The 24,696-nt window shown below is 64.9% G+C and carries 22 protein-coding genes; 2 read left to right on the forward strand and 20 right to left on the reverse strand.

The features are described from left to right. Nucleotides 1–11: 11 nt before the first annotated feature. The 5 genes from NK8_RS19515 to NK8_RS19535 form a co-directional block, all read right to left on the reverse strand. Nucleotides 12–431, reverse strand: coding sequence for an ACT domain-containing protein (locus tag NK8_RS19515; protein ID WP_213229089.1), 420 nt, complete (start codon nucleotides 429–431; stop codon nucleotides 12–14). Beyond that, entirely contained in the window at nucleotides 421–6,243 is a 5,823-nt protein-coding gene (uvrA, locus tag NK8_RS19520) for an excinuclease ABC subunit UvrA (RefSeq protein ID WP_213229091.1), read from the reverse strand. The genes NK8_RS19515 and uvrA overlap by 11 nt, the downstream gene beginning before the upstream one ends. A gap of 181 nt (nucleotides 6,244–6,424) precedes the next feature. Continuing rightward, nucleotides 6,425–7,309 (reverse strand): alpha/beta fold hydrolase, encoded by an 885-nt coding sequence (locus NK8_RS19525; RefSeq protein WP_225936275.1) that lies wholly within the window; start codon nucleotides 7,307–7,309, stop codon nucleotides 6,425–6,427. An 86-nt stretch (nucleotides 7,310–7,395) separates the two neighbouring features. Continuing rightward, nucleotides 7,396–8,523, reverse strand: coding sequence for a succinylglutamate desuccinylase/aspartoacylase family protein (locus NK8_RS19530; RefSeq protein WP_213229093.1), 1,128 nt, complete (start codon nucleotides 8,521–8,523; stop codon nucleotides 7,396–7,398). A 10-nt stretch (nucleotides 8,524–8,533) separates the two neighbouring features. Beyond that, nucleotides 8,534–9,304 (reverse strand): transporter substrate-binding domain-containing protein, encoded by a 771-nt coding sequence (locus NK8_RS19535; protein WP_162067697.1) that lies wholly within the window; start codon nucleotides 9,302–9,304, stop codon nucleotides 8,534–8,536. Between the two features lie 76 nt (nucleotides 9,305–9,380). Between NK8_RS19535 and NK8_RS19540 the strand changes: the two genes are divergently transcribed. After that, nucleotides 9,381–10,343, forward strand: coding sequence for a LysR family transcriptional regulator (locus NK8_RS19540; RefSeq protein ID WP_225936276.1), 963 nt, complete (start codon nucleotides 9,381–9,383; stop codon nucleotides 10,341–10,343). Here NK8_RS19540 and NK8_RS19545 read toward each other — a convergent pair. From NK8_RS19545 to NK8_RS19615, 15 genes are all read right to left on the reverse strand, one after another. After that, entirely contained in the window at nucleotides 10,328–10,831 is a 504-nt protein-coding gene (locus NK8_RS19545; RefSeq protein ID WP_213229095.1) for a DUF6496 domain-containing protein, read from the reverse strand. The two genes, NK8_RS19540 and NK8_RS19545, sit on opposite strands and share 16 nt — an antisense overlap. Nucleotides 10,832–11,004: 173 nt before the next feature. Further along, a complete protein-coding gene (locus NK8_RS19550; protein ID WP_225936277.1) occupies nucleotides 11,005–12,831 on the reverse strand; it encodes a VWA domain-containing protein in 1,827 nt (608 codons plus the stop codon). Next, nucleotides 12,828–13,520, reverse strand: coding sequence for a TadE/TadG family type IV pilus assembly protein (locus tag NK8_RS19555; protein WP_225936278.1), 693 nt, complete (start codon nucleotides 13,518–13,520; stop codon nucleotides 12,828–12,830). The genes NK8_RS19550 and NK8_RS19555 overlap by 4 nt, the downstream gene beginning before the upstream one ends. After that, on the reverse strand, nucleotides 13,517–14,005 hold the full coding sequence (locus NK8_RS19560) for a TadE/TadG family type IV pilus assembly protein (RefSeq protein ID WP_213229097.1): 489 nt from the start codon (nucleotides 14,003–14,005) through the stop codon (nucleotides 13,517–13,519). The genes NK8_RS19555 and NK8_RS19560 overlap by 4 nt, the downstream gene beginning before the upstream one ends. A 2-nt stretch (nucleotides 14,006–14,007) precedes the next feature. Then, a complete protein-coding gene (locus NK8_RS19565; RefSeq protein WP_162067700.1) occupies nucleotides 14,008–14,877 on the reverse strand; it encodes a lipopolysaccharide assembly protein LapB in 870 nt (289 codons plus the stop codon). Further along, nucleotides 14,874–15,842 carry a type II secretion system F family protein gene (locus tag NK8_RS19570; RefSeq protein WP_213229099.1) on the reverse strand — a complete coding sequence of 323 codons (969 nt, stop codon included), beginning with the start codon at nucleotides 15,840–15,842 and terminating at the stop codon, nucleotides 14,874–14,876. The genes NK8_RS19565 and NK8_RS19570 overlap by 4 nt, the downstream gene beginning before the upstream one ends. Further along, nucleotides 15,839–16,813, reverse strand: coding sequence for a type II secretion system F family protein (locus NK8_RS19575; protein WP_162067702.1), 975 nt, complete (start codon nucleotides 16,811–16,813; stop codon nucleotides 15,839–15,841). The genes NK8_RS19570 and NK8_RS19575 overlap by 4 nt, the downstream gene beginning before the upstream one ends. Then, entirely contained in the window at nucleotides 16,810–18,231 is a 1,422-nt protein-coding gene (locus NK8_RS19580) for a CpaF family protein (protein WP_213229101.1), read from the reverse strand. The genes NK8_RS19575 and NK8_RS19580 overlap by 4 nt, the downstream gene beginning before the upstream one ends. Next, complete coding sequence (locus NK8_RS19585; protein WP_213229103.1) at nucleotides 18,231–19,451, reverse strand: AAA family ATPase; 1,221 nt, start codon at nucleotides 19,449–19,451, stop codon at nucleotides 18,231–18,233. Before NK8_RS19585 ends, NK8_RS19580 begins: the two co-directional genes overlap by 1 nt. A gap of 16 nt (nucleotides 19,452–19,467) precedes the next feature. Next, entirely contained in the window at nucleotides 19,468–19,842 is a 375-nt protein-coding gene (locus NK8_RS19590) for a CpaD family pilus assembly lipoprotein (RefSeq protein WP_174258072.1), read from the reverse strand. 10 nt (nucleotides 19,843–19,852) lie between these two features. Continuing rightward, the gene (locus tag NK8_RS19595; RefSeq protein WP_225936279.1) at nucleotides 19,853–21,409 is read right to left on the reverse strand and encodes a type II and III secretion system protein family protein; all 1,557 of its coding nucleotides are present in this window, start codon (nucleotides 21,407–21,409) and stop codon (nucleotides 19,853–19,855) included. A 72-nt stretch (nucleotides 21,410–21,481) separates the two neighbouring features. After that, nucleotides 21,482–22,432, reverse strand: a complete 951-nt coding sequence (cpaB, locus tag NK8_RS19600; RefSeq protein WP_213229105.1) for a Flp pilus assembly protein CpaB — start codon at nucleotides 22,430–22,432, stop codon at nucleotides 21,482–21,484. A 12-nt stretch (nucleotides 22,433–22,444) separates the two neighbouring features. Then, nucleotides 22,445–22,954, reverse strand: a complete 510-nt coding sequence (locus NK8_RS19605; RefSeq protein ID WP_162067706.1) for a prepilin peptidase — start codon at nucleotides 22,952–22,954, stop codon at nucleotides 22,445–22,447. A 74-nt stretch (nucleotides 22,955–23,028) separates the two neighbouring features. Then, entirely contained in the window at nucleotides 23,029–23,211 is a 183-nt protein-coding gene (locus NK8_RS19610; protein WP_162067707.1) for a Flp family type IVb pilin, read from the reverse strand. Between the two features lie 425 nt (nucleotides 23,212–23,636). Next, nucleotides 23,637–24,068 (reverse strand): low affinity iron permease family protein, encoded by a 432-nt coding sequence (locus NK8_RS19615; protein ID WP_162067708.1) that lies wholly within the window; start codon nucleotides 24,066–24,068, stop codon nucleotides 23,637–23,639. Between the two features lie 52 nt (nucleotides 24,069–24,120). Between NK8_RS19615 and NK8_RS19620 the strand changes: the two genes are divergently transcribed. Next, entirely contained in the window at nucleotides 24,121–24,693 is a 573-nt protein-coding gene (locus tag NK8_RS19620) for a DNA-3-methyladenine glycosylase (RefSeq protein WP_162067709.1), read from the forward strand. The last annotated feature ends 3 nt before the right edge of the window (nucleotides 24,694–24,696 follow it).

The following is a 24,696-nucleotide window of genomic DNA, read 5'->3' on the forward strand; positions in this document are numbered from 1 at the left end:
CTATTTTCGGGTCATGGTTTTGGAGAGGCCGAAAGCTTACCAGCAGTGCGCTGCAAATCCTGAAGAACGTCGACGGCGCGCTTGCCATCATCGACAGGAACGAAGATGTGATCGTGATACGCCGCCGCAATCACGTTGCAACTGATGTTGGCGTCGCCGAGCGCACGCGCGAACGCCGCCGTCAAACCGACCGCGTGCAGATCGGAATGAACGGTCAGCGTGATCCACGCCGCGCGAAACAGCGGCGCGACGCCCGCCGCCTGCGCCGCGCTTTCCTCCATCACGACCGTCAAGCCCTCGCGCTCGCGAAACGTCGCGACGATGCCCGCGCCGCTCATCGCCGCATCGTGCGGCAGCGACGCGAACACATACACGCCCGGCTGCAGTTCGGGCTGCATCGATGCGATCAGCGTATCGAGATCACGCAGCATTTTCGGCCTCCCGCGTGCGCGCAAGCACCGGCCGCAGTGCCGCGCCCGTGTGGCTGCGCGGATGCGTCGCGAGCGTGTCCGGGTCCGCCGCCGCGACGATCGTGCCGCCGTTCACGCCGCCTTCCGGTCCGAGATCGAGCACCCAGTCGGCTTCGGCGATCACATCGAGATCGTGTTCGATGACGATCACGCTATGCCCGCCATCCACCAGCCGATGCAGCACGCGAATCAGCTTCGCGACGTCCGCCATGTGCAAGCCGACCGTCGGCTCATCGAGCACGTAGAGCGTGTGCGGCGGCTTCTGGCCGCGTCGCGTGATGTCGTCGCGCACCTTCGACAGTTCGGTGACGAGCTTGATGCGCTGCGCTTCGCCGCCCGACAGCGTAGGCGACGGCTGGCCGAGCGTCAGATAACCGAGCCCGACATCGCACAGCAACTGCAACGGATGCGCGATGCTCTGCATCGACGAGAAGAACTCGACGGCTTCGTCGATCTCCATCGTCAGCACTTCGCCGATGTTCTTGCCGCGCCACGTCACCGCCAGCGTCTCCGGGTTGAAGCGCTGGCCATGACACACGTCGCACGGCACCTTCACGTCGGGCAGGAAGCTCATCGCGATGGTGCGCACGCCCTGGCCTTCGCACGCCGGACAGCGCCCGTCGCCGGTATTGAACGAGAAGCGCGACGGCGTGTAGCCTCGCGCGCGGGCTTCGAGCGTATCGGCGAACAGCTTGCGGATGGTGTCCCACATGCCGATGTACGTCGCCGGGCACGAGCGCGGCGTCTTGCCGATCGGCGTCTGATCGACTTCGAGCACGCGATCGATCGCCTCGAAGCCGGTCACGCCGCGACAGCCCTGCCACGCGTGCGCGACATCGAACTTCGGACGCGGCGCTTCGCGCGCAAGCACGCTGGCGCGCGATTTCGTCCCGGGCTTGCTGGTGTCCGACGCTTGCGCAGCCTTGCGCGCACGCCGCACCGCGGGCGACGACAGCACCGAGCGGCCGACGGCATCGAGCAGATTGGTCATCAGCACGTCGCGCGCGAGCGTCGACTTGCCCGAGCCCGATACGCCCGTGATCGCGACGAGGCGATTCAACGGCATGCTGGCGGTCACGTTGCGCAGGTTGTGCAGCGTCGCGCCTTCGACCGTCAGCCACTGCTCGGGCACGGCGGACCGCTTCGGCGTTGCTGCACGCACTTCACGGCGCGGCTGCAACGGATGCACGATCGGGTTTGCAAGATACTGCCCCGTCAGTGACGCCTTGTGCGCCGCGAGATCTGTGACGTTGCCTTGCGCGACCACCGTGCCGCCGCGCTTGCCCGCGCCCGGCCCGATATCGATGATGTGATCGGCGCGGCGAATCGTGTCTTCGTCATGCTCGACGACCACCAGCGTATTGCCCTTGTCGTTCAGCTTCTTCAGCGCGCTCAACAGGATGAGGTTGTCGCGCGGATGCAAACCGATGGTCGGCTCATCGAGCACATAACACACGCCTTGCAGATTGCTGCCGAGTTGGGCGGCGAGACGAATGCGCTGCGCTTCGCCGCCGGAAAGCGTCGGCGCGGCGCGATCGAGACTCAGATAACCCAGCCCGACTTCTTCGAGAAACTGCAGACGCCCTTCGATTTCGCTGACCACGTCACGCGCGATATCCGCTTCGCGGCCCTTGAGCTTCAGCGTCGAAATCCACTCGCGCGTGTCGCTCACGGTCCAGCGGCCCACTTCCGTGATCGGATAGTCGCCGAACGTGACCGCGCGCGCGACATCGTTCAGACGCGTGCCTTCGCAGTCCGGGCACGGCTGATCGACGATATCGTCCGGCTCCTGATCCACCGAACCGATGCTCTGCTCGCGGCCGCGATCGTCCTGCGCAAACACCGTATCGTCGAATGCGGCGCGCTGTTCGCGCGTCAGCTTCACGCCCGTGCCGACGCACGTATTGCACCAGCCGTGCTTGCTGTTGTACGAGAACATGCGCGGATCGAGTTCGGGATAACTCGTGCTGCAAACCGGACACGCACGCTTGGTCGAGAACACGCGCGTTTCTTCCTTGCCCCGGCGCGCGCCGTCCTGCCACGATCCATGCAGGTCGTCGAGCGGCGCGCACAGATGCATCACGCCCTTGCCGATTTCGAGCGTTTCATCGAGCAGGCGGCGCAGTTCGGCTTCGTTATCCGCCGATACGACCAGGTCCGCGACCGGCAGCTCGATCGTATGTTCGCGGAAGCGGTCGAGCTTCGGCCACGGACTCACCGGCAGAAATTCGCCATCCACGCGCAGATGCGTATTGCCGCGCGCCTTCGCCCATTTCGCGAGATCGGTATAGACGCCCTTGCGATTCACGACGAGCGGCGCGAGCAGGCCTACATGCTGGCCCTTGAAGTCGCGCATGATTTGCGCGGCGATCGATTCCGAGCTTTGCGACTGCACCGGCGTGCCATCGTGGATGCAGTGCTGGATGCCGAGCTTCACGTACAGCAGACGCAGGAAGTGCCAGACTTCCGACGTCGTCGCCACCGTCGACTTGCGGCCGCCGCGCGACAGGCGCTGCTCGATCGCGACGGTCGGCGGAATGCCATAGACCGCATCGACTTCGGGACGGCCCGCCGGCTGCACGATGGAGCGCGCATAGGCGTTCAGCGATTCGAGGTAGCGGCGCTGGCCTTCGTGAAAGAGGATGTCGAACGCGAGCGTCGACTTGCCCGAACCCGACACGCCCGTCACGACGTTGAACTTGTTGTGCGGGATATCGACATCGAGCGACTTCAGGTTGTGCTCGCGCGCATTCACGATACGCACGACGTTCTCGCCCTGCAGGGCACGGCGCGCGCTCGCGACTTCCGCCGCGCGTTGCAGCGGCACGCCCGCGCGCTTTTCCGCCGCGCCCGGCGCCATCGCTTCTTCGTAGTCGACGAGCGCGCGGCCCGTATGCGACTGCTCGCACGCGGCGACATCGTCCGGCGTGCCGATGCACACCACTTGCCCGCCGCCATCGCCGCCTTCCGGACCGAGATCGATGATCCAGTCCGCCGCGCGAATCACGTCGAGATTGTGTTCGATGACGATCAGCGAATGCCCGCGCTCCAGCAAGCGCCGCAGCGCCTGCATCAGCTTGGCGATGTCGTCGAAGTGCAGGCCCGTGGTCGGCTCGTCGAACATGAAGAGGCGGCGTTCGCTGTTCTTGGCCTGCGAGGTTTCCGCCAGAAAACCCGCGAGCTTGAGACGCTGTGCTTCGCCGCCCGAGAGCGTCGGCACCGGCTGACCGAGCTTCACGTATTCCAGACCGACATCGACGATCGGTTGCAGGACGCGCAGCACTTCCTTGTCCTCGGCAAAGAGCGCGACCGCTTCGCTGACGGTGAGTTCGAGCACATCGGCGACGCTCAACTGACGGTCGCCGCGCTCGATCTTCACTTCGAGAATTTCCGCGCGATAACGCCGTCCGTCGCAGTCCGGGCAGCGCAGATAGACATCGCTCAGGAACTGCATCTCGACGTGCTCGAAGCCCGAGCCGCCGCACGTCGGGCAACGGCCATCGCCCGAGTTGAAGCTGAACATGCTCGCGCTGTAGCCGCGCTGCAAAGCGAGCGGCGCCTTCGCATAGAGCTTGCGGATTTCATCGAATGCGCCCACGTAGCTCGCCGGATTCGAGCGCGCCGTGCGTCCGATCGGCGACTGATCGACGAACACGACATCGCTCAAATGCTCCGCGCCCTTCAATGCGCGAAACGCGCCGGGCGCTTCCGTCGCTCTGCCGAAGTGACGCATCAGCGCGGGCGCGAGCACGTCCTGAATCAGCGTCGATTTTCCCGAACCCGACACGCCCGTCACGCAGACGAGCCGTTGCAGCGGAATCTCGACCGTGACGTCTTGCAAGTTGTGATCGCTCGCGCCTTCGAGCGTGAGACGCGGCGTGTTCGCATCGACGATGCGCCGGTTCCAGTTCGATGCATGCGCGACATGCTTGCGGCCACCGAGATACGCGCCGGTCAATGTATCGGTGACCTGAATATCGCCGGGCGCGCCGTCGTAGACGATCTGCCCGCCGCGCTCGCCCGGACCCGGTCCCATGTCGATGAGACGATCCGCCGCGAGCATCACCGAAGGATCGTGCTCGACGACGACGAGCGTGTTGCCCGCATCGCGCAGCCGATGCATCGCCTCGACGATGCGGTTCAGATCGCGCGGATGCAGACCGATGCTCGGTTCATCGAGCACGAACAGCGTGTTGACGAGCGACGTGCCGAGCGCGGTCGTCAGGTTGATGCGCTGCACTTCGCCGCCGGACAGCGTGCGGCTCTGGCGATCGAGCGTCAGATAGCCGAGGCCCACATCGCAGAGATATTTCAGACGCGTGCGTACTTCCGCGTGCAGCAGCTTGAGCGCTTCATCGAGCAAGGTCGATGGCAGCGTCAGCGAATCGAAGAAGCGGCGGATGCGCTCGATCGGCATCAGCATCAGATCGTGCACGGTGAGGCCCGGCAAGGCCTCAAGTTGCGCGCGTGTCCAGTCGACGCCTTCCGGCTTGAAGCGTTGCGACGGCGGCAACACCGCGTCGGCCTGTTCCTTCGTGCCGAGACGCCACAGCAGCGATTCGGTTTTCAGGCGCGCGCCCGCGCACACCGGACACGTCGTGTAGCTGCGATATTTCGACAGCAGCACGCGGATGTGCATCTTGTAAGCCTTCGACTCCAGATAGTCGAAGAAGCGCTGCACGCCGTACCACTGGTTCTGCCACTTGCCGGTCCAGTCGGGCGAGCCCTTGATGACCCAGTCGCGCTCTTCTCGCGTGAGATCCTTCCAGGGCACACCGAGACGAATGCCCGCCTTCGCGCCGTAACGCACCAGATCGTCCTGATTTTCTTTCCATGCGGGCGTCTGCAGCGTCTTGACCGCGCCTTCGCGCAGAGTCTTGTTTTCGTCGGGGATGACGAGACCGTAATCGACACCGATCACGCGGCCGAAGCCACGGCATGTTTCGCACGCGCCGTAGGCCGAGTTGAAGGAAAACAGCGCGGGCTGCGGGTCGGCGTAGCGCAGGTCGCTCTCGGGGCTGTGCAGACCGGTCGAGAAGCGCCAGATTTCCGGCTCGGCTTCTTCTTTCAGCACATAGACGTTCACGCGCCCGGTGCCGCGCAGCAACGCGCTTTCGATCGCTTCCAGCGCGCGCGAGCGCTCGGTGTTCTGCAAGCGGAAACGATCCGCGACGACATCGAGCATCTGCCGTGCGCCGGTTTCCGTCTGCACGTGACGCTTCGCCTGCACGCGCGTGTAGCCGCTCGCGGACAGCCATTGCTCGACTTCCTCGTCGCTGGCGGTATCGGGCAATTCGACCGGGAACGTGACCGCGAGGCGCGGATCGTCGGCGCGCGTGCGTTCGAGCAGCTCGGCGTAGATCGTTTCGGGCGTGTCGTGGCGCACGCGGTGCGAGGTCTTCTTGTCGAACAGCTCGGCGGCGCGCGCGTAGAACAGCTTCAGGTGGTCGTTCAGCTCGGTCATCGTGCCGACGGTCGAGCGCGAACTGCGCACCGGATTCGTCTGGTCGATGGCGATAGCGGGCGGCACGCCGTCCACGCGATCGACCTGCGGGCGGTCCATCCGGTCGAGAAACTGGCGCGCGTAGGCGCTGAAGGTCTCGACGTAGCGCCGCTGACCTTCCGCGTAGAGCGTGTCGAAGACGAGGCTCGACTTGCCGGAGCCGGACGGGCCGGTCACGACGGTCATCTGGCCGGTGTGCAGGTCGAGATCGAGATTCTTCAGATTATGCTGACGGGCGCCACGAATGCGGATTGCGTTGTTCGATGCCAATTTTTCAACCGGTTCAATGAGTTAGGCGGCTTTCGGAGCCGCTTGGCGGTCCGTTCGACCGTTCGGAAGCGCACAGCCGCCATAGCGAACAGTACTGTACACGCATACAGTAATTGTCGCCAAACGTGTCAGGAGTGTCCGCTTCCGGTGCGCAAGACACTCGCCTGATCCGTCGGTCACTTCAGATGCGCGATGACCGCGTCCACGACGGCGTCCGGCGCCTCGCGCAGGGAAAGTGCCCCGCTCCGTCGATGACGACGCGTCGATAGCCCGCCGTGAAATATTTTTCCTGGCCTTCCGAACTGGAGGGTTCGTCGCAGGCGTCCGCGCCGCCCTGGATCATCAGCGCGGGCACGTCGATTCGTTCGATCGTCGCCAGCCGGGCATACAGATCGGCCAGCGCCGGATCGGATGGCTGATCGCCGCGCCAGCGTCGCCGGTAGGCGTTGAGGGTGATCGGCACCCAGTCGGGGTTGTCGAAGGCGCGCGCCGTGGCCGAGAATTCGGCCTCGTCGAACCAGCCGGGCGGCGACCACGTGTCCCACTGGATGCGCGCGAAACCTTTGGGATCGGCGGCGACGGCGTCGGGACCGCCGTCGAGCGACATGAACCATTGGTACCAGAAGCGCCGCGCCTGCGAAAAATCCGGCAATTCGAATACGCCGCGCGGCTGATAGGCGAGCGCCAGCGCAGCCATGCGGCGCACGCGTTGCGGAAACAATGCGGACATCGTGTATGCGGCGCGCGCGCCCCAGTCGTGGCCGACGACATCGAATTGCGCGATGCCGAGCGCGTCCGCGAGATCGATGCAGTCTTTCGCGAGCGCGACGCCCGAGCCGTCGCGCACGGTGTCATCGCGCAGAAAGCGGGTGCCGCCCGCGCCGCGCAACTCGGGCACGATGGTGCGGTAGTTCGCGTCGTTGAGCCGTTTGGCGACCGCGTGCCACGCGCGCGCCGCATCCGGCCAGCCGTGGATCAGCACGACGATTGGAGCGTCGGCGGGACCGGAGTCGGCGTAGGCGATATCGAGCGTGGGCGTGCGGGCGTGGTGTGCGAAGTCCAGCATGGCGAGACTCCTCGGGAGGGAGGAGTCATTCTAGCCATCACGGAAGAGGCGTGCTTGTCGGGACGATCGATCTGCGACGCGCGCCGTCACGCCCCGATCAACACACCTGTGCGCACCGCCTTCTCCCCCGTCACCCGCCCCATCGGCGCCCCCGCATACACGAAGCGAATCGCGCGCCGCATATAAAACACGCCATCATTGCTCGTCGTAACGGTCGTGACGTCATCGGTGATCGGATCGACGATATCGAACACTGCATCGCCCGCCTTCAACCGCGCGCCCACTTTCGCGCGATACACCACGATCCCGCTCACCGGCGCAGTCAACTGCTGGCTGCCCGCGAGCGGCGTCGCCGGTTGCGCGAGCGGCGGCGCGTCGGTCGCTTCGCCTTCGATCACCCCGCGCGCGATCAGATAATCGACGATGGCATCCGCATCCTGCGATGCCGTGTCGTAATCCACGTCCCGTTGCCCGCGATGCTCGATCGTCGCGGCGATATTCGGCGCACCGAGCGGCGCGCGATCGCCGAGGCGCGCACGCACCTCGTTCCACAGCAGCGCGTGAACCTCATCGAACGACTGTCCGCCGGAATCGGTCGCGAGCAGCACGCCGTTGGCGCCGAGATAGCGCGCGAGCGGCTCGATCGCGGGCCAGCTCGCGGGGCTCGTATAGACGTGCATCGTCGCTTCGAGCGAGCAATGCAGATCGAGCACGATATCGGCTTGCGACGCCATCGTGAGCAGCGCGAGCCGCAGCGACTCGAATTCATTCTTCGCGGACATTTCGCCGAGCATCCCGACGAGCGTGTCACGCAAAACACGCGCGTTATGCGCCGCATCGTCGGATGACAGGCGCGCGCCCACGCGTTCGATCAATGCGTCGGCGGACGGCAACGGAAAGCCGCGATTGAAGTTGTGGCCGCTGTTCGCCTCGAAGCGCCCGAGAAACTGTCCGAGCACGTGCTGCGACAAACCGATCGGATTCGCCACCGGCACGAGCACGATTTCACCGCTCACGCGGCCTGCGGCCTCGAGCTCGGCGAGGCGCTTCTTCAAGGTCCACGCGGTGAGCATCGCGGGCGTTTCGTCGGCATGCAGCGAGGACTGGATATAAACCCGTTCGCCGCCGCGCCCGGCGTCGCCGAACTGAAAGCTGACGAGTTCGCGCGAGGTGCCGAGCGTCGTCGAGACGAGCGGTGTGCGTCGTGTCTGCATCGAATGATCCTCAGTCGCCGTACACGTCGAAATCGAAATACTTGCGCGCGATCTTCTGATACGTGCCGTCGGCGCGCATGTCGGTCACGGCCTTGTCGACCTTCGCCTTGAGCGCGGCGTCGTCCTGCCGCAAGCCCATGCCGACGCCGTGATCGCCCATCGAAAGCGGCTCGCCGACGAACGCGAAGCCGGCGCCGCGCGAGGTCTTCAGAAAGCCGTGCTCCGCTTCGACCGAGCCGAGCAGCGCCGCGTCGATCCGGCCGGCGGCGAGATCGTTGAAGACGCCTTCCTGACTCTGATACGCGACCACTTCTACGCCGCCGGGCTGCCAGTTCTTCATCGCGTAGGTTTCGAACTGGCTGCCGCTCTGCACGCCGACGCGCTTGCCGCGCAGCCCTTCCGCGCTCGCCTTGAGCGGCGCACCGCTGCGCGCGATCAGACGCGAGCGAAACTGGAACAGCTTGGTGGAAAACGCGATCTGCTTGAGACGCTTGTCGGTGATCGCCATCGACGACATGATCCCGTCGATCTTGCGCGCCTGAAGCGCGGGGATCATCCCCGAGAACTCGAGTTCGACCCATTGGCAACGCATTGCGATGCGGCGGCAGATTTCGTCGCCGAGATCGACGTCGAAGCCCGCGACGTGGCCGTCGGGCGTCTTCACGTCCATCGGCGGATAGCCTGGGTCGATGCCGAGGCGCAAGGTGTCGGCGTCTTTCGCGTGAACCGGCGCGGCGGCCACGAGCGCGGCGGCCAGAAATAAAGAGCTGAGTCTGAACATGAACGCGGTGTCTCCGTAAGGTTGGCACCGATACTACGGCTGCAAAACGCTCGCAAAAAGAGGCGTTTTGCTTATCATGATCACTTTTCGAGATCACCCGACGGGAGCGCCGAGCGTGGACCTGACCTTGACGCAGTTGCGCATGTTCGTCGCCGTCGCCGATGCGGGCAGCGTGCGTGCCGCCGCGCGGCGGCTCGATATCGCGCAAAGCGGCATCACGCAGCAACTTCACAAGCTGGAAGCGCAGGCCGGCGGCCCGCTGTTCGAGCGCGACGTGCGAGGCGCGCGCCTGACGCCGATCGGCGAGCGACTGCGCGTGCGGGCCGAACTGATACTCGGCGAATGCAGAAAAACCGAAGAGGAAATGCGCCAGTTGCGCGGTGAACTGACGGGCCGCGTCGCGCTCGGGCTCGCGGCGGAAGCGACGATGCGGCTCTTTCCCGCGTTGCTCGCGAGTTACCGGGAGCGCTGTCCGCGCATCGACGTGCATCTGACGAGCGCGACCTCGCGCATGCTGACGTCTTGGGTACGCGACGGCAGCCTCGATTTCGCGCTCGCACTGATCGCGCCCGACGCCGATATCCACGACATGGACACGACACCGCTCTTCGATACCGACGTCGCGGTGATCGCGCGGCGCGGTCATCCGCTCGCGCGCTCGCGCAGGCTCGCGGACTTGCGGCATGTCGAATGGGTCAGCACGCGACAGCGCGGCGGGGGCGTGACGGGCAACAAGCTATCGGCGCTTTTCGAGCATGCAAAACTCGCGCCGCCGCACATCGCCGCGACGACCGAGGCGGTCTTCGACACCTTGCACTGCATCGCATCGAGCGATTATCTCGGGCTCGAACCCACGAGTCTCGCGGAGCATCCGTTCTTTCGCGGGCATGTCGAGATCGTGCCGATCGCGGAGCGTGCCGCGAAAACGCCGGTGTGTCTGCTGCGTCGCGCGGGCGTTCCGCTCACGCCTGCGGCGCAGGAACTCGCGACGATGGCCGTTTCGTTTGCGCGGATGCTTCCTGCTCAACGCGAAGCGTGACGCGTGCGCGATCCCTTCGATGCGGCAGCGGCACGCGCGCGGCGTGTAGCCCAGCCCTTTTTCGCCGCCGCCGATCGATCCGCCGCCGAACGCCGGCTGGCCGCCGCATGCGATTGCCGCGACAGTGACTTGTGCGAAGCCGCCTTGGTGCTTTCGCGCTTGAGCACGCGCGTGGACGCGGCGGAGCGCTTCGATTTCGACTCCGTGCTCGGGCTCTTCTTCGTGCGATGCGCGGCCTTGGTGTCCTGTGCGGCCTTCTTGCGCGTCGCCTCGGAGGTTGTGCCCTGCTTCGGCGACTTCATTTTCACGCCCGAGCGGCGCGCCTCGGACAGCCCGATCGCGATGGCCTGCTTCGCCGATTTCGCACCGTGCTTGCCCTCGCGGATGTGATCGATCTGCTCCTTCACGAACTCGCCCGCCTGCGTGGTCGGGGATTTGCCTGCGCGTTTTGCCTTCGCTGCGCGCTCGAGGGTTTTCTTTTCGGGCATGTCGGACCTCCTTGATGAAGTAGACCTGCTCCTGCGGTGTTAGCAACGTACGTGCCTTGGGTTTCGTTTCGCGCCGGATCCCGTATTGGTGTTGGTCTATTAGCACTGCCCCGCACAGGGGCAACGCCAATAAACCGACACGAACACGGGATCCGGCGACGCCCCAAAAAACCTCACTGCGTAAGCCGCAACACCCCAAGATTCCCCGCAATCTGCTGAAAGATCTGATTGAGCGTCGCGTTACTCGGCGCGTGAAAGTAGTTCCCCGGACTCGCACAACTCTGCATCGTCGCTTGCGCGTTACCCGGATCGGTGCCGTAATCGCCGAACGTGATCGAATAGACAATGATCCCCTCCTGCTTCATGGCTGAACACACCGCGAGCTGGAACGCATTGAGATCGGTGACGGAGCCCATCGAACCCGGATTGAGCGTCGACCCATCCGCGCGACGCACGCTCGACGCCTGCAGATCGGCCCGTCCCACGCCGGAAAGACCATTGAAAGCCTGCGGCGGCATGATGCCCGTCGAGCCGCCCGGATCGTTCTGTCCATCCGACAACACGATGACCACACGCTGCAGCGCCTGCGTCGTCTCGAGGCGCGGCAGGCTCGTGTCGGTCGAAATCCAGCCGTTGCCCTTGCCCGCCACATTGTCCGACCAGGGCGACTTCAGCATGCGCCAGCCCCACAGCAGTCCGGTCGGGATGAGCGTCGAGCCGGCCGCCTGCATGTTCGAGATCGCGGTGGTCAGCGCGCTCTTGTCCTTCGACAAAAACAGCGCCGGCGCAATGGCGCACGGCCCGTTGTTGTTGAAATTGGTGTTGCCGTTCTGATCGTACGTAGTCGTGGTCGTGCCGCTCGACTTCTGATACCAGCGGTCGTAAATCGACGGAACGGTGCTGCTGTCTGCAACGGTATTGCACGACGTCGAAAGTCCGCCGCTCTTCAGCGTGAGCGGCACGCCCTGCACGACGATCGGACTGGAAATCGTGCAGGTCGTCTTGCCGTTCTTCGTCGCTGTCGTGTAGTTGTAGACCGAGAAGCCGTTCTTTGGCACGTTGTAGAAGAACGGCGTGAAGCCCGGCGTCTTGGCCGGTTCGTAGGCCTGCGCCTGCAGGTTGCTGCCCACGTCGCGCGGCTCGACCGCGCAACCGCCCCAGCCGGACCCCTGGTAGCTCTTGTTGACGGCCATGTAGACCTGCTGGTTGTTGTACTTGTCGAAGCTCGGGGTCAGCCACTTGCCGGTGGGCTGCAACGCGTTCTTCAGATTCACCATCGTCGTGAAGGGCACGAGGCCGATGTACGAATCGTTGCCCGTCACCGAGAAAAGACTGTCGACGAGGTTCTGCGCCGCCAGACGCAGACCGTATATCTTCGTGCCCTGCGTGTGGTCCTTGCTGTTCGCGTAGTCGCTCATCGAGCCGGTGTTGTCGAGCACCATCACGAGTTCGAGCGTGCTCTTCGGCAAACGCAGCGCCGCATTGCTCGCGCTGACCTTCGCCGTGTCGGGTGTCGCCTGGTTGCCGCCCGTGCCGCCGTTGCCCGAGCCGTTATCCACCGTGTTCTTGCCGAAAATGACCGGCGCGATGAGCGGCATCGATCCCGTCGCCGACAACTGGATGGTCTGCCCCGTCGCGGGCGCGCCCGACACCTGCGCCGAAAAGTTCGCATTGGGCAAGTTCAGCGCCATGTAGCCCGAGGGCATGTTGACGTCGTAATAGGCGCGCGCGTCGGTCTGCCACTTCGCGAGATCGGCGGGCTTGGTCGTGTCGTAGTGCGCGAGGTCCGCGCCCGCCGAGAGCGTCGCGACGTCGAGCGCCATCTGCATGCGCGCCTGCGTCATCTCGTAGTGGATCGCGTCGATGGCCGTGCACATCGAGCCGATCATGACGCTCGCGCACACCGCGAACACCATCGTGACGGCGCCCTCGTCGCCGCACAGCAGGTTGCGCACACTGCGCGCGCCCAGCGGGCCGCCACCGTTTCGCTTCGCGCTCATGATGCCTTCGTGAGAGTGAGCGCCTGCCCGTTGCGCGGACGCACGTAGACGCGCTCGTAGATGATCGTGGCGACCGGCGCGTTGCGCCAGAACGGCGCGGTCAGCGAGAACGGCGTATAGCGGTAGAACACTTCCACCGCGATGGCCGAATCACCGTAGCGGAACGGCCAGTTCGACGGCACCACTTTCGTCGTCGTGATGGTCGACGGCATGTCCTGCGGCTGCCACTTCGGACTCGCGGTCCAGAGCACCGCCGCCGTGCCCGCGTCCTGCGAGGGATTGAGCACCGACTGCCCGCTGCAGTTCACCGTCTTGTCGCAGATCGACGTGATGATCACGCCGCCGTTTGCATCGAGCTTGTTCGGCGACGATAGCTGGATCGCGGCGGCATAGATGGAACCGAGACTGTTGGCGCTGCCGGTGCCGCTGCTGTCGTTGATGACGTTGCTCATCTGGCCGATCGAATCCGCCAGCGTGAACGCCGTGTGCTCGGTGAGGCTCACCGCGCGCATGTACAGATACAGCTCGGTGAAGCCGAGCAGCACGAGCAGCATGAGCGGCACGACGATCACGAATTCGATCGTCACGCTGCCGCGCTCCGAGCGCATCAGACGCGTCGACACACGGCGCGCGCGCCGCGTGAGCGCCGCCTTGAACGCCGATCGCATCGTTCCGTTCGCGGACTTCATTTTTCGTTCTGCACGAGATAGCTGCGTTGGAAGGTCAGCGAGTCGATGCCGAAAAGCTTCGGGATGCCCGAGAAGCTCGGGATCGTCACGCTGATGTTGTAGAGCACGACGTCGCCGAAGCCGCCCATCGAGTCCTGATAGTTGCTGCTGCCGATGTCGTTGTAGGTGGTGTAGGCGCGCGTCGTGATGCTCACGCTGCCGCCGATGTTGGTCCAGCCGCCGAGCACGTTGTTGACGATGCGCCGCGCCTCGGCATCGCGCGTGCCGCTCGACGGGACCGTGGTGGTGAGACCCGCGCGCGACGCCTGCTGCGCAGCGAACTGCACGGAGGCATCGACGATCATGTCGAGCGCGACTTCCACCGTGCCCAGAATCAGGATGAACACAATCGGCCCGACGAGCGCGAACTCGATCGCCGACACGCCGCGCTCGTCGCGCGCGAGACGCGAGAGAAAGCGGACTTGCTTCGGCGCTGGCGCGCGCATCGTCACTTCACGCTCGCCGTCTGAACCTTCGGCGTCGCGACGCTCGACACGGCGACGCTCTTGGCCGGCTGCGGGCGCGTCGTCTGACCATCGCGCATACGCTGCAGCTCGTAATAGCGCAGGTTGTCCTGCACCGACGCCTTCGGCAGATCGCGCGAGAGAATCGCCGCGGCCGCGTCGTCGTTGCCGAGCAGACCGTAGGCGAGCGCGAGATTCTGGCGCGCCTGCGGCGGCGCGGCGGGGAAACGCGTCACGTCGAGCAGCACGTTCGCGCCCTGACGCGGATCGCCCGCGAGCGTCAGCGACAGACCGAGATTCACCGACAGCATCGGATCGCCGGGATTGGCGATCAGCGCTTCACGCAGCAACGCTTGCGCATGCGCGTGATCGCCGGACATATCGAGCGCCGCGCCGAGGCCCGCGCAGGCGAGCGGGTCGTTCGGCGTGATCGTGAGCACGCGGCGATATGTGGCGATGGCGTCGTCGAAACGGCGCTGATGAATCGCCACGCGCGCAATGCCGATGAGCGGCGGCGTCGCCTTCGGATCGATCTGGCTCGCGCGCTGATAGTAGACGCCCGCGCGCGTGTAGTCGCCCACGCTATACAGCGTGTTGCCGAGACCCGTCAGGCCCGGCACGGACTTCGGATCGGCCTGCACGGCCTTTTCGTACAGCGAGGTCGCCAGATCGAAGTTGTTCGATTCCAGCGCGGTGTCGGCGATGCGCAGTTCGCTCATCGTGCTCGGCGCGGAGTTGCGCAGCACGGGACGCGTATCGGTGACCTGGCGCACGCTCGTCGTGCAGCCCGTTGCGGCCAGCAGGAGCGCGACAGCGCAGGAGAGACCCGCGATACGTTGAGTGGATGACTTCATTTCGAATTTCCCGCGATGAACGCAAGCAACTGGATAACGGCAGGTCCCGCGGCAATCGCGATGATCGCGGGAAGAATGAACAGCATCATCGGCACGACCATCTTCGGCGCGAGCTTCGCCGCCTTCTCTTCCAGCGACACGATGTGCGCCACGCGCTCGGTGCGCGAAAGCGTGCGCAGCGCCTGCGTGATCGGCGTGCCGTAGCGCATCGACTGCGTGAGCGTCGAAATGAGCGCGCGGATCGACGGCAGATCGATGCGGTCGGCGAGATTGTTGAGCGCGCGCGTGCTGTCGCCGGACAGCTTCAGCTCGTCGGCGGCGAGCGAGAACTCGTCGGAAAGCGGCGGGCAGATCGTCGTCAGTTCGTCGGCCACGCGCCGGATCGACACGCCGAGACTGTTGCCCGCGTTCGTGCAGATGACGAGCAGATCGAGCGCGTCGGGCAGACACGCGCCCATCGCCTTGCGGCGGCGCGCCGCCTTGAACGCGACGATGTACTCCGGCACGATCATCCCGACGATGAACACCATCAGCATCGCGATGCCGCGCGCCGCCGGATACGCGCCGATCATCGGAATGCGCGAACCGAGCATCACGGTCGCGGCCGCGCACGCGAGCCCGCAGAAGAACTTCACCGCGAGCAGGATCGACACCGCGAGGTGGCTGCGATAGCCGCTGCGCACCATTTCCTTTTGCAGCTTGAGGCGATACTTCGCGTCGAACAGAGGAATCTTGTCGCCGATGCGCGCAAGACGCCGCAGCAGACGCTCGGAGAACGTGGTGTTCTCGCCGTCGTCCTCCGCCGCCGCGCTCTCGAAGCGATGCGTGGCCGCGGCCATGCGCGCGCGCTCCGCGATGCGTCCGCGCTTGCCGCCGTGCTTGTGCGCCCACCACACCGCGAGGGCCGCGAGTAGCCCGAGCAGCATCAGCAGATTGATGAGGGTTTCGACGTTGTTCGGGTTCATCGCGAAGTATCGAGCTTCGACATCTTGCTGATCACGAACAGGCCCATGCCGATGGATATCACGCCGAACGTGAGCAGGTTATGCCCCGATTCGGTGTTGAACAGCACCATCAGATAGGCCCGGTTGAGCGCGTACATCGACAGCATGATGATCACGGGAATGGCGGCGAGAATCTTCGTCGTGATGCGCGCCTCGCCGGTCAATGCCTTGGTCTTCTGGCGAATCTCGCGGCGCGTACGCACGATGCCCGACAGGTTCTCCAGCGTTTCGCCGAGCTGGCCGCCGGTCTCGCGCTGCAGCAGCAGACACACGCAGAAGAACGAGAAGTCCGCGATTTCGATGCGCCGCATCGCCACCGTGAGCACCTCGTCGAGATCGAGACCGACCTGCAATGAATCGGCCATCAGCTGGAACTCGCTTTTCAAGGGCTCGCGGCATTCGCTCGCCGCCGAACCGATCACCTGCGTGACCGGCACGCCCGCGCGCACCGCGCGCACGATCATGTCGATGACATCGGGGAAGCCATCGAGAAAGCGCTTGCGAAAGCGCTCCACCAGAAAGCGATACGACTGCACCAGCGCGAGCACCGGCAAGCCGATGATGATGAGCGGCCGCGTGAAATCGGGCAGCGGCATGAACTGATTCATCAGCACGGCGACGAGTTCGCCCACGAGCGCCGCGATGACCACGACGCGCACGCCGTTCGCGCCCGCGACGGTGCGCAGGCGCGCGAGACGCGGCCCCGTCCAGCGCGTGAGCGCGTTGTTCTGGCGGTTGACGAGGAAGATGTCGAAATCGAGCTTGTTCGCCTGCGCCGCCTGCGCGCCCTGCGACACGAACGACTTCTGCATGCGCTGACGGATGCGCGAGGGCGGCTGGTTGTTGCGCATGTCCTGCACGATCACGATCATCACGCCGAAGAGCAGCACGCAGGTGAACGCAGCGAAGGTGATCAGGTTGACGAGGTTCATGGCTTCATCGCATCCAGAAGGGCGTCTTCCAGACCGTAGTAAGCGGCGCGTTGCGAGAAGGCCGGCCGCACCGCGCCGGTTTCGAACACGCCCTTCACTTCCTCGCTGTAGGCGCTCGCGTCGTAGCGGAACGCGAACAGATCCTGCGTGATGATGACGTCGCCTTCCATGCCGACGAGTTCGGTCACGCGCGTCACGCGCCGCATGCCGTCTCGCATGCGCTCGATCTGCACGATCAGATGCACGGCGCTCGCAATCTGGCGGCGGATCGACAGCAGCGGCAGATTGCCGTTGGCCATCATCACCATGCTTTCCAGACGCGTGATGCCATCGCGCGGCGTGTTCGCGTGGATGGTCGTCATCGAGCCGTCGTGACCCGTGTTCATCGCCTGCAGCACGTCGAAGGCTTCGGCGCCGCGCGTCTCGCCGAGGATGATGCGGTCCGGGCGCATCCGCAGCGCGTTGCGCACGAGATCGCGCTGCGTCACCGCGCCGAGCCCTTCGGCGTTTTCGGGGCGCGTTTCGAGACTCACGACATGCGGCTGCACGAGTTGCAGTTCGGCCGCATCCTCGATCGTCACCGTGCGCTCACCGTGACCGATGAAGTGCGACAGCGCGTTGAGCAGCGTCGTCTTGCCCGAGCCCGTGCCGCCCGACACGATCACGTTGAGCCGGCACGTGCTCGCGAGCTTGAGCACGTTGGCCATCGCGGGCGACATGTTGCCCTGCTGCGCCATGCGGTGCAGCGTGATGTTGCGTTTCGAGAATTTCCGGATCGAGATCGACGCGCCGTGTATCGCGAGCGGCGGCAGCACGACGTTCACGCGGCTGCCGTCGGCGAGACGCGCATCGACCATCGGACTGCTTTCGTCGACGCGCCGCCCGACGCCTGCCGCGATACGCTGCGCGACGTTGATCACATGCGCGTTGTCGCGGAACTTGCAGTTGGTCAGCTCCAGCCGCCCGTGCCGCTCGACCCACACCTGATCGGGTCCGTTGACGAGCACGTCGGTGATGGTCTCATCGGCGAGCAAGGGTTCGATCGGGCCGAGACCGAACATGTCGTTCAGCAGCTCACCGACCATCTGCACCTGCTCCGCGATGGTGATGTTCAGGCGCTCGCGCTCAGCGACATCGACCACGAGCGTCTCGACGGCGGGCTTCATCTGCTCGCGCGTCTTGCCGACCGCAGCCGATGGATTCATCGCCGCGAACACGCCCGCGCGGATCGTCCTGAAGAGATCGGAACGCACCAGCGTTTCGTTGCCTTCAGCGGGCTGCGCGCGCATGGAAGCGGGCGCGGGCGCGGGGGCCGCCGGCTTTTCGACGACCGCAAGCGGCGGCGCCTCGCCGGGTGGCGACGCACCGTCCTCGATCCCGGACAGCGACGTGGCGCGCGCCTGCTTCTGCCCGAACATCACGCCCTCCTCAGCTTGAACTTGCTCAGGAACGTGCGCTCGACGCTGGCATGCTGCCCGGTCAGATCGTTGGCGATGCGCGCGATCGCCTGCATGAAGTTGTTCTGGCTGCGCTCGGGGGGCGCTTCGCCCAGATTCTCGGCGGTCGCGAGCGCCTTCGCTTCGAACTGCACCTCATGCAGCACGGTGCGGCCCACGGCCGTCATGAAGTCGGTCGGTTGCACCTTGCCCGAAGTCGCCGCGTTCGGGTTGTTCAGGAGAACGGATGTCGGCGGATTGTTGTCGCGGTCCTCGATGTAGCGCAGCATACGAATGGTTTCGCGCGTCGAATGCACCGAGCGGTCCGCGACGAGATACACACGCGATGCATGATCGAGCGCTTCGGCCGCGAGCGCGTCGTTCGGGTCGCCGATATCGAGGATCACGTAGTGGAAGCTGTCGCACAGCAACTCGACCACGCGGCGCAGCGCGCCCGGCTCGAACTGTTTGCTCGCGCCGTAATCGATGTCCGCCGACAGCACGAAGAGCCGGCTGCCGTTCGCGACCAGCGTGCGTTCCACATACTGCGGATCGAGCCGGTGCACGTTCTGCAGCACGTCGACGAGACCGTTGTTGCTCTGCGTGCCGAGCATGCTGTTGGCGGCTCCGCCGCACAGCGTCAGGTCGACATACGCGACGCGACGATGCGTGTCTTCCGCGAGATAGCGCGCGAGATTGAGCGCGAGCGTGGTCACGCCGACCCCGCCGCGCGCGCCCGCGAAGGCGATGGTCTTGCCCGCGCGCGCCAGCGTGACGGGGCTCACCTTGCCCTCGGACACGTTGACGGTGCGCTTGAGCAGCTCGACGGTCAGCGGCTTCACGAGATAGTCGCGCACGCCGATCTTGAGCAGGCTGCGGAACAGACCCACGTCGTTGCGCTCGCCGATCGCGACGACCTGCACCGACGGCTCGCACACTTCCGCGAGGCGGCCGAGGTCGGAGAGCGGCATCACCGAGCCTTCGAGATCGACGAGCAGAAAGAGCGGCGAGCGCTCGATCTTCGACAGATGCGCGATGGCGTCGTCCACGTTGCCCACGGCGATATGCACGTGCGGCATCGCCTGTTCGAGCACGAAGCTCTTCAACACCTGCTCGGTCTTGCGATCCGCCACGAACGCGATGAAGTCCGCGATTCGCACGCCCTGCTTGCCCTTGAAGAAACTGATCTCTGTGGTGCTCATGATGTCCGTCCTTGCGCTACTTCGATTCGCGCGACGAGCTCGTGTCGAGCGGCGTCACGTGGCCGGTTTCATAGCGGCGCATCGCGCTCGCCGCCGTCGCGCCGTTGGCCGGGCCGAGCGTTTGCGGCGCGACGATATCGGCGGGACGCGCGAGTTGCGCCGCGAGGTTCGTGTAGGTCGCGCAACCCCATTGCATCGATGGCCGGCGCAGGCCCGCATCGGTCAGGAGCGATGCGCGCGTGAGCGAGTCGCAATCGGGCGCCACGGCGTTTCTGCCGTCGAAGCCGATCACCGTGTCGTTGGGCATGTTGCGCGGCGGCTGGAAGCATCCGGTCGCGCCGCAGGCGAAGGCGACGAGCGCCGTGAGCATGAGATGACGTGCATATTTCATGATTCGGCGCTCAATAGACATAGCCCGCCGCGCCCACGAGGCGCGGTTCGGAAGCGGACGGCTGCGCGGCGTTCGACTGCCCCGCCCTGCGCTGGAAGCTGTACTCGACATCGCTCGAAGGCGAGATCAGCGAATCGAGCGGCGAGCGCAGCTTCGCGGAATCGGTCGGCTCGACGAGATACGGCGTCACCATGATGACGAGCTCGGTCTTGTTGTTCTGATAGTTCGACGACGAGAACAGCTTGCCGAGCACCGGAATCGAGCCGATGCCGGGCACCTGCGAAACGATGTCCGTCGTATTGCTCTGCAGGAGGCCGCCGATTGCGAAGCTCTGGCCGCTCGCGAGTTCGACGGTCGTGTCGGCGCGGCGCACCGAGAGGCCCGGCACGGTCACGCCGCCCGTGGTCACGCTCGCGGTCGGGTCGATCTGGCTCACTTCCGGACGCACCTTCAGGCTGATGCGGCGCTCGTTCAGCACGGTCGGCGTGAAGTCGAGCTTGACGCCGAACTGCTTGAACTCGACCGAGATCGCGCCGTTGGTCTGCGAGACCGGGATCGGGAATTCGCCGCCGGCGAGAAAGCTCGCCGTCTGGCCGGACATCGCGACGAGATTCGGCTCCGCGAGCACGGTGAGCAGGCCTTCCTGATTCAGCGCGTCGATGAGCGCGCGGATATCGGTATTGCCGGTCTTGAAGCCCGCGAGGAACGAGAACGCGTTATTCGACGGCAGGTTGATCGGATAGCTGATGCCGCCGTTGCCGTTGACGATCGGTTGGGTCAGGTTCTGGATCGCGCGGCCGCTGAAGAGGCCGCCGAGCCAGTTGCCCGAGCTGCCGAGCGCCTGCCAGTTGATGCCGAGCTGCTGCGTCACGTTGCGGTCCACTTCGGTGATACGCACGCGCAGTTGCACCTGCAACGGACGATCCACGGTCAGCCGGTTGATCAGCACTTCCTTGTCGGTGAGAAAGGGCATGACGGCCTGCACGATCGCGTCGGCATCGGCGGAAGTCGGCACCTGGCCCGCGACGAGCAGCGAGCCCTGGCTCGTCGTCGCCTGCACGTTCAGGTTCGGAAAGCGCGACGAGATCATGTTGCGCAAGGCCATCATGTCGCGCGCGACGATCACCGTGCGCTGCAGCAGCGTCTTGTTGTTCGGGCCGAGCACATAGAGCGTGGTCGTGCCGGTCTTCTTGCCGAGCACGAAGACGGTCTTCGGCGACGGCACATGGACATCCGCGATCGACGGATCGGCGACGAACACCGACGTGGCATCTTCCGGCAGACGCAGCATCGTGCCCTTGCCCGCGTCGAGCGTGAGCGCGCCCTGCCCGATCTCGACGCCCGGCGCGGCGGCGGCCTTCGCTGCGAGCGCGGTCCGGATGAGCGCGGGTTGTGCCGTGCGCGCCTGCGCAAGCTGGACGGCCGGCGCCGTTACATGGTCCGACTGCTTCGCGGGCGCGGCCGGCTGCGCCGCCTGAGCGGACCATGCCAGCAGCATGCCCGCGCACGCGAGCGCGATATGCGCGCCCCGTCTTTCGATGCTGCTGAAGTCCAACTGCGTTCTCATGAGATTCGATCCTGGCACTGTGCTGCCGTGACTTGATGCTGTGTTCGTCGTGGTCGGGCTGCTTGTCGCTGTCTATCGCGCGGGCACCGTCGGCAATGGCGGCGCCTCCGACGATGCGCCGACCTGCGCAACCGTCGAACCGGCATCGCCCTTGTCCGAGCCGCGGTAGATCGTGACGGCGCGCGGAGGCGTCGGCGCGTGAGTCGCGGCGACCTGCGCGGGCCGCGCGCGCGGCAGATCGCGCACGGCGCGGGAAATATCGCCCGCCCAGATCGGCGTGCGTTGCGTGGATGAAGCCGCGACAGCCGCCGATGCGGCGGGATCGCGCGTATCGGTCGCGAAGCTGCGCAGCGCGAGCGACAGCGAGCCGAGACGCGCCGCGACCGCGACGACTTCGCCCATGCGCGGCGTCACTTCGAGCGTCACGGTGCGGGCGCGCGTGACGACTTCGGTCGCGTCGCCGGTATTCTTGGGCCGCTTGATCTCGGAGCCGACCGCGAGCACGCGCACATGCTCGACCACGGTCTCGCTCGATACGGCGAGGTCCGGCGAATCGGTGCGGCGATCCATCTGCTGCGTGAGAATCAGGTCGACATAGTCGCCCGGCTGGATCAGGCCGGCGTTGCCGGACACGTCGTCCACCGCGACCGACACGGCGCGCATGTCGGGCTTGAGCGTCGCGGCGAGAAAACCCGGCGCGTTCGGCAGGATGACGTCGGCGGACGTGAGCACCGCGCCGCTTTCGACCGGATGGCGCAACAGCGCGCCCTTGATGTCGACCGCGTTATCCGCGCCTTCGACGATCGCGTTGGGCGGCAACTGCGAGACCGGCAGCGTCTTCCAGGTGAGGTCTTCGTCGCGCAGCAGCAGACCTTGCGGCAGCTCGGCGGCACTCACCTGCGCCTTCGCGGTGGTGACGGCATGTTCCGTCGGGCGCGAAGCGCTCGCCACGACGACGCGCACGATGAGCGCGATGAGCAAAGCGCCGACCAGAAGCACGGCGAACTTGATGATGTTGGACATGAGCGCGCCGTCCTATCGGTTCGCGAGGAAAGGCAGGAGCGCCGGCAGCACGATCACGAGACCGCCGCCGAGTGCGAGGGCCACGCCATAGGGCACGCCGCGCGCGCCAGAGAACATCGCGAGCGCCCGCATCGGCATGAACTGCTGATCCGGATTCATGTAGCGCGTCGCGAGACTGATCAGGGACACGACGGTCCCGATCACGGAAATGAGCGTCAGGGCGGGCAGCGACAAGGCGAGGCCGGCCCAGAGAAAAATTACGGAGGCGAGTTTTGCATCGCCTCCGCCCAGCATTTTCGCCGCGAACAGCACGGCGCAGACCAGGAATACGCCAAGCGCGAGCAGCAGATGAACGATGACATCGTCGACCGGCATGCGGCGGGCGAGCGCATCGGCAAAGAAGAGCGCACCGACGGCCAGCACGATTTTGGTCGGCAGGCGTCGGGAGCGCACGTCGATGACCGCGAGCCAGAGCAGCACGCAGAGCACGATCAGGCGAATGGCAAGAGACAATAGCTGCACGATGGTTTCGTTTTTCGGTGGACGGTGTGATCCTCAGCTACGAGCGACGACGCCCGAGCGAGGCACGCATGCCATCAACTTACTTTCTGTGCCGTCGAAACCTTATTGAACAGGCTGTCGAACATCGAGCCGATGCTGGTGCTGAACGTGCTTGCCATCGCGCCCAGTGCCAGCACGACGATGCCGGCGAGGACTGCATACTCCATCGCGCTGACACCGCGCTCGTCGCGCACGAATGCCTTCATCAATTTGCGCATTTTTCTTTCCTTCAAGGTTTAGGTAGGTGTGGACCCGGCAAAAGGATTACCGGGCACGACACATCCTAGCCATGTTGGAAAGAAATAACTTCGCGAATTAAAGGCCAGAAATGGCCTCTTTTGAAGGTTTAGAAATGCTCTGCGAGCGCCCTTATCGGCAGAAATTCGAAAACCTTTAGGGCGTGGAATTTTTCTATTTTGCTTTTTATTGACCGGGCGGGATGCGTGCGGATCGTTGCCGCTTCTTCGGGGCAGTTTGCGAGAACGTTTGCGGGTGCTTAGGGGAAGGCCTTCGCAAAGTACGGCTGAACGGCGCGCTATCGTGGAATGCGAGCTTACATTCCCTGACGCGATTTTGTCACGCACTTTGCAAAGCCCGCAACGAAAATATCCCAAAGTTTAAAAATCTGCCTTTCCGCGCAAGCTTAGCGATCACGCTTATCGTCTTGAGGAAAAGAAGGCATCTCTATATCGGTACTAGGCGAGCGCAAGTTATCCCGCGCATCCTGCGCAAGCTTTTCATAGCGCTTGCGAAACACCGCGAGTTCCTTTTCGTCGAGTTCCTCGAGATCGAGCAGCGCGTTATGCGCCTTATCAACCGCGCGAATGAGCTCGTCGAGCTTGATCTGCATTGCCGCGGTGTCGCGATTCTGCGTGTTCTGAATCAGGAACACCATCAAGAACGTGACGATGGTCGTCGACGTATTGATGACGAGTTGCCAGGTATCGCTGAAGTGAAAAAGCGGCCCCGAGACCGCCCAGACGATCACGAGCAGCACCGCGATGACGAAGGTCGATGCATGACCCGCAACCTGCGCGAGCGCATTCGAGAACTTGAGAAACCACGAGGTCTTCATTCGGCGTCTCCTGACTGTAGTGCGTCGGCATGGCGCGGCTAGAATACCGCTGATGAACAGCAAGCCCAAGCCCATCGATTTTCATGCGCCGTCCGAGATCGTCGCGCAACGCCTGATCGGCGCGATCGTGACCGTCGACGGGGTCGGCGGCCGCATCGTCGAAACGGAAGCGTATGACCGCGAAGACCCCGCGTCGCACAGCTTCTCCGGTCCGACGCCCCGCAATGCAGCAATGTTCGGGCCGCCCGCGCACGCCTACGTGTATCGCTCCTACGGCATCCACTGGTGCCTGAACTTCGTGTGCCGCGAGGCGGGCCACGGCGCGGGCGTGCTGATTCGCGCAATCGAGCCGCTCGTCGGCATCGACGCGATGCGCGAGCGGCGCGGACTGGAGCCGCTCAAATTGCTTTGCTCGGGGCCGGGCCGTGTCGCGCAGGCGCTCGGCATCACGCATCGGAACAACGGCATGTCGCTGCTGGAGTCGCCGTTTCATATCGAGCCGCCCGAGGAAAAGTTTTCCATCGTGCATGGGCCGCGCATCGGCATCACCAAGGCGATCGACGTGCCGTGGCGCTTCGGGCTCGCCGGATCGAAGTTCGTCAGCAAGCCCTTTCCGAAGTCCTGACGA

This window comes from Caballeronia sp. NK8 (assembly GCF_018408855.1).
Lineage (GTDB): Bacteria > Pseudomonadota > Gammaproteobacteria > Burkholderiales > Burkholderiaceae > Caballeronia.

Excerpts from the sequence above, each read along its gene's own strand:
- NK8_RS19515 (WP_213229089.1), bottom strand. The coding sequence starts at position 431 with ATGCTGCGTGATCTCGATACGCTGATCGCATCGATGCAGCCCGAACTG.
- NK8_RS19525 (WP_225936275.1), bottom strand. The coding sequence starts at position 7,309 with ATGCTGGACTTCGCACACCACGCCCGCACGCCCACGCTCGATATCGCC.
- NK8_RS19530 (WP_213229093.1), bottom strand. The coding sequence starts at position 8,523 with ATGCAGACACGACGCACACCGCTCGTCTCGACGACGCTCGGCACCTCG.
- NK8_RS19535 (WP_162067697.1), bottom strand. The coding sequence starts at position 9,304 with ATGTTCAGACTCAGCTCTTTATTTCTGGCCGCCGCGCTCGTGGCCGCC.
- NK8_RS19540 (WP_225936276.1), top strand. The coding sequence starts at position 9,381 with ATGATCACTTTTCGAGATCACCCGACGGGAGCGCCGAGCGTGGACCTG.
- NK8_RS19545 (WP_213229095.1), bottom strand. The coding sequence starts at position 10,831 with ATGCCCGAAAAGAAAACCCTCGAGCGCGCAGCGAAGGCAAAACGCGCA.
- NK8_RS19550 (WP_225936277.1), bottom strand. The coding sequence starts at position 12,831 with ATGAGCGCGAAGCGAAACGGTGGCGGCCCGCTGGGCGCGCGCAGTGTG.
- NK8_RS19555 (WP_225936278.1), bottom strand. The coding sequence starts at position 13,520 with ATGAAGTCCGCGAACGGAACGATGCGATCGGCGTTCAAGGCGGCGCTC.
- NK8_RS19560 (WP_213229097.1), bottom strand. The coding sequence starts at position 14,005 with ATGCGCGCGCCAGCGCCGAAGCAAGTCCGCTTTCTCTCGCGTCTCGCG.
- NK8_RS19565 (WP_162067700.1), bottom strand. The coding sequence starts at position 14,877 with ATGAAGTCATCCACTCAACGTATCGCGGGTCTCTCCTGCGCTGTCGCG.
- NK8_RS19570 (WP_213229099.1), bottom strand. The coding sequence starts at position 15,842 with ATGAACCCGAACAACGTCGAAACCCTCATCAATCTGCTGATGCTGCTC.
- NK8_RS19575 (WP_162067702.1), bottom strand. The coding sequence starts at position 16,813 with ATGAACCTCGTCAACCTGATCACCTTCGCTGCGTTCACCTGCGTGCTG.
- NK8_RS19580 (WP_213229101.1), bottom strand. The coding sequence starts at position 18,231 with ATGTTCGGGCAGAAGCAGGCGCGCGCCACGTCGCTGTCCGGGATCGAG.
- NK8_RS19585 (WP_213229103.1), bottom strand. The coding sequence starts at position 19,451 with ATGAGCACCACAGAGATCAGTTTCTTCAAGGGCAAGCAGGGCGTGCGA.
- NK8_RS19590 (WP_174258072.1), bottom strand. The coding sequence starts at position 19,842 with ATGAAATATGCACGTCATCTCATGCTCACGGCGCTCGTCGCCTTCGCC.
- NK8_RS19595 (WP_225936279.1), bottom strand. The coding sequence starts at position 21,409 with ATGAGAACGCAGTTGGACTTCAGCAGCATCGAAAGACGGGGCGCGCAT.
- cpaB (WP_213229105.1), bottom strand. The coding sequence starts at position 22,432 with ATGTCCAACATCATCAAGTTCGCCGTGCTTCTGGTCGGCGCTTTGCTC.
- NK8_RS19610 (WP_162067707.1), bottom strand. The coding sequence starts at position 23,211 with ATGCGCAAATTGATGAAGGCATTCGTGCGCGACGAGCGCGGTGTCAGC.
- NK8_RS19615 (WP_162067708.1), bottom strand. The coding sequence starts at position 24,068 with ATGAAGACCTCGTGGTTTCTCAAGTTCTCGAATGCGCTCGCGCAGGTT.
- NK8_RS19620 (WP_162067709.1), top strand. The coding sequence starts at position 24,121 with ATGAACAGCAAGCCCAAGCCCATCGATTTTCATGCGCCGTCCGAGATC.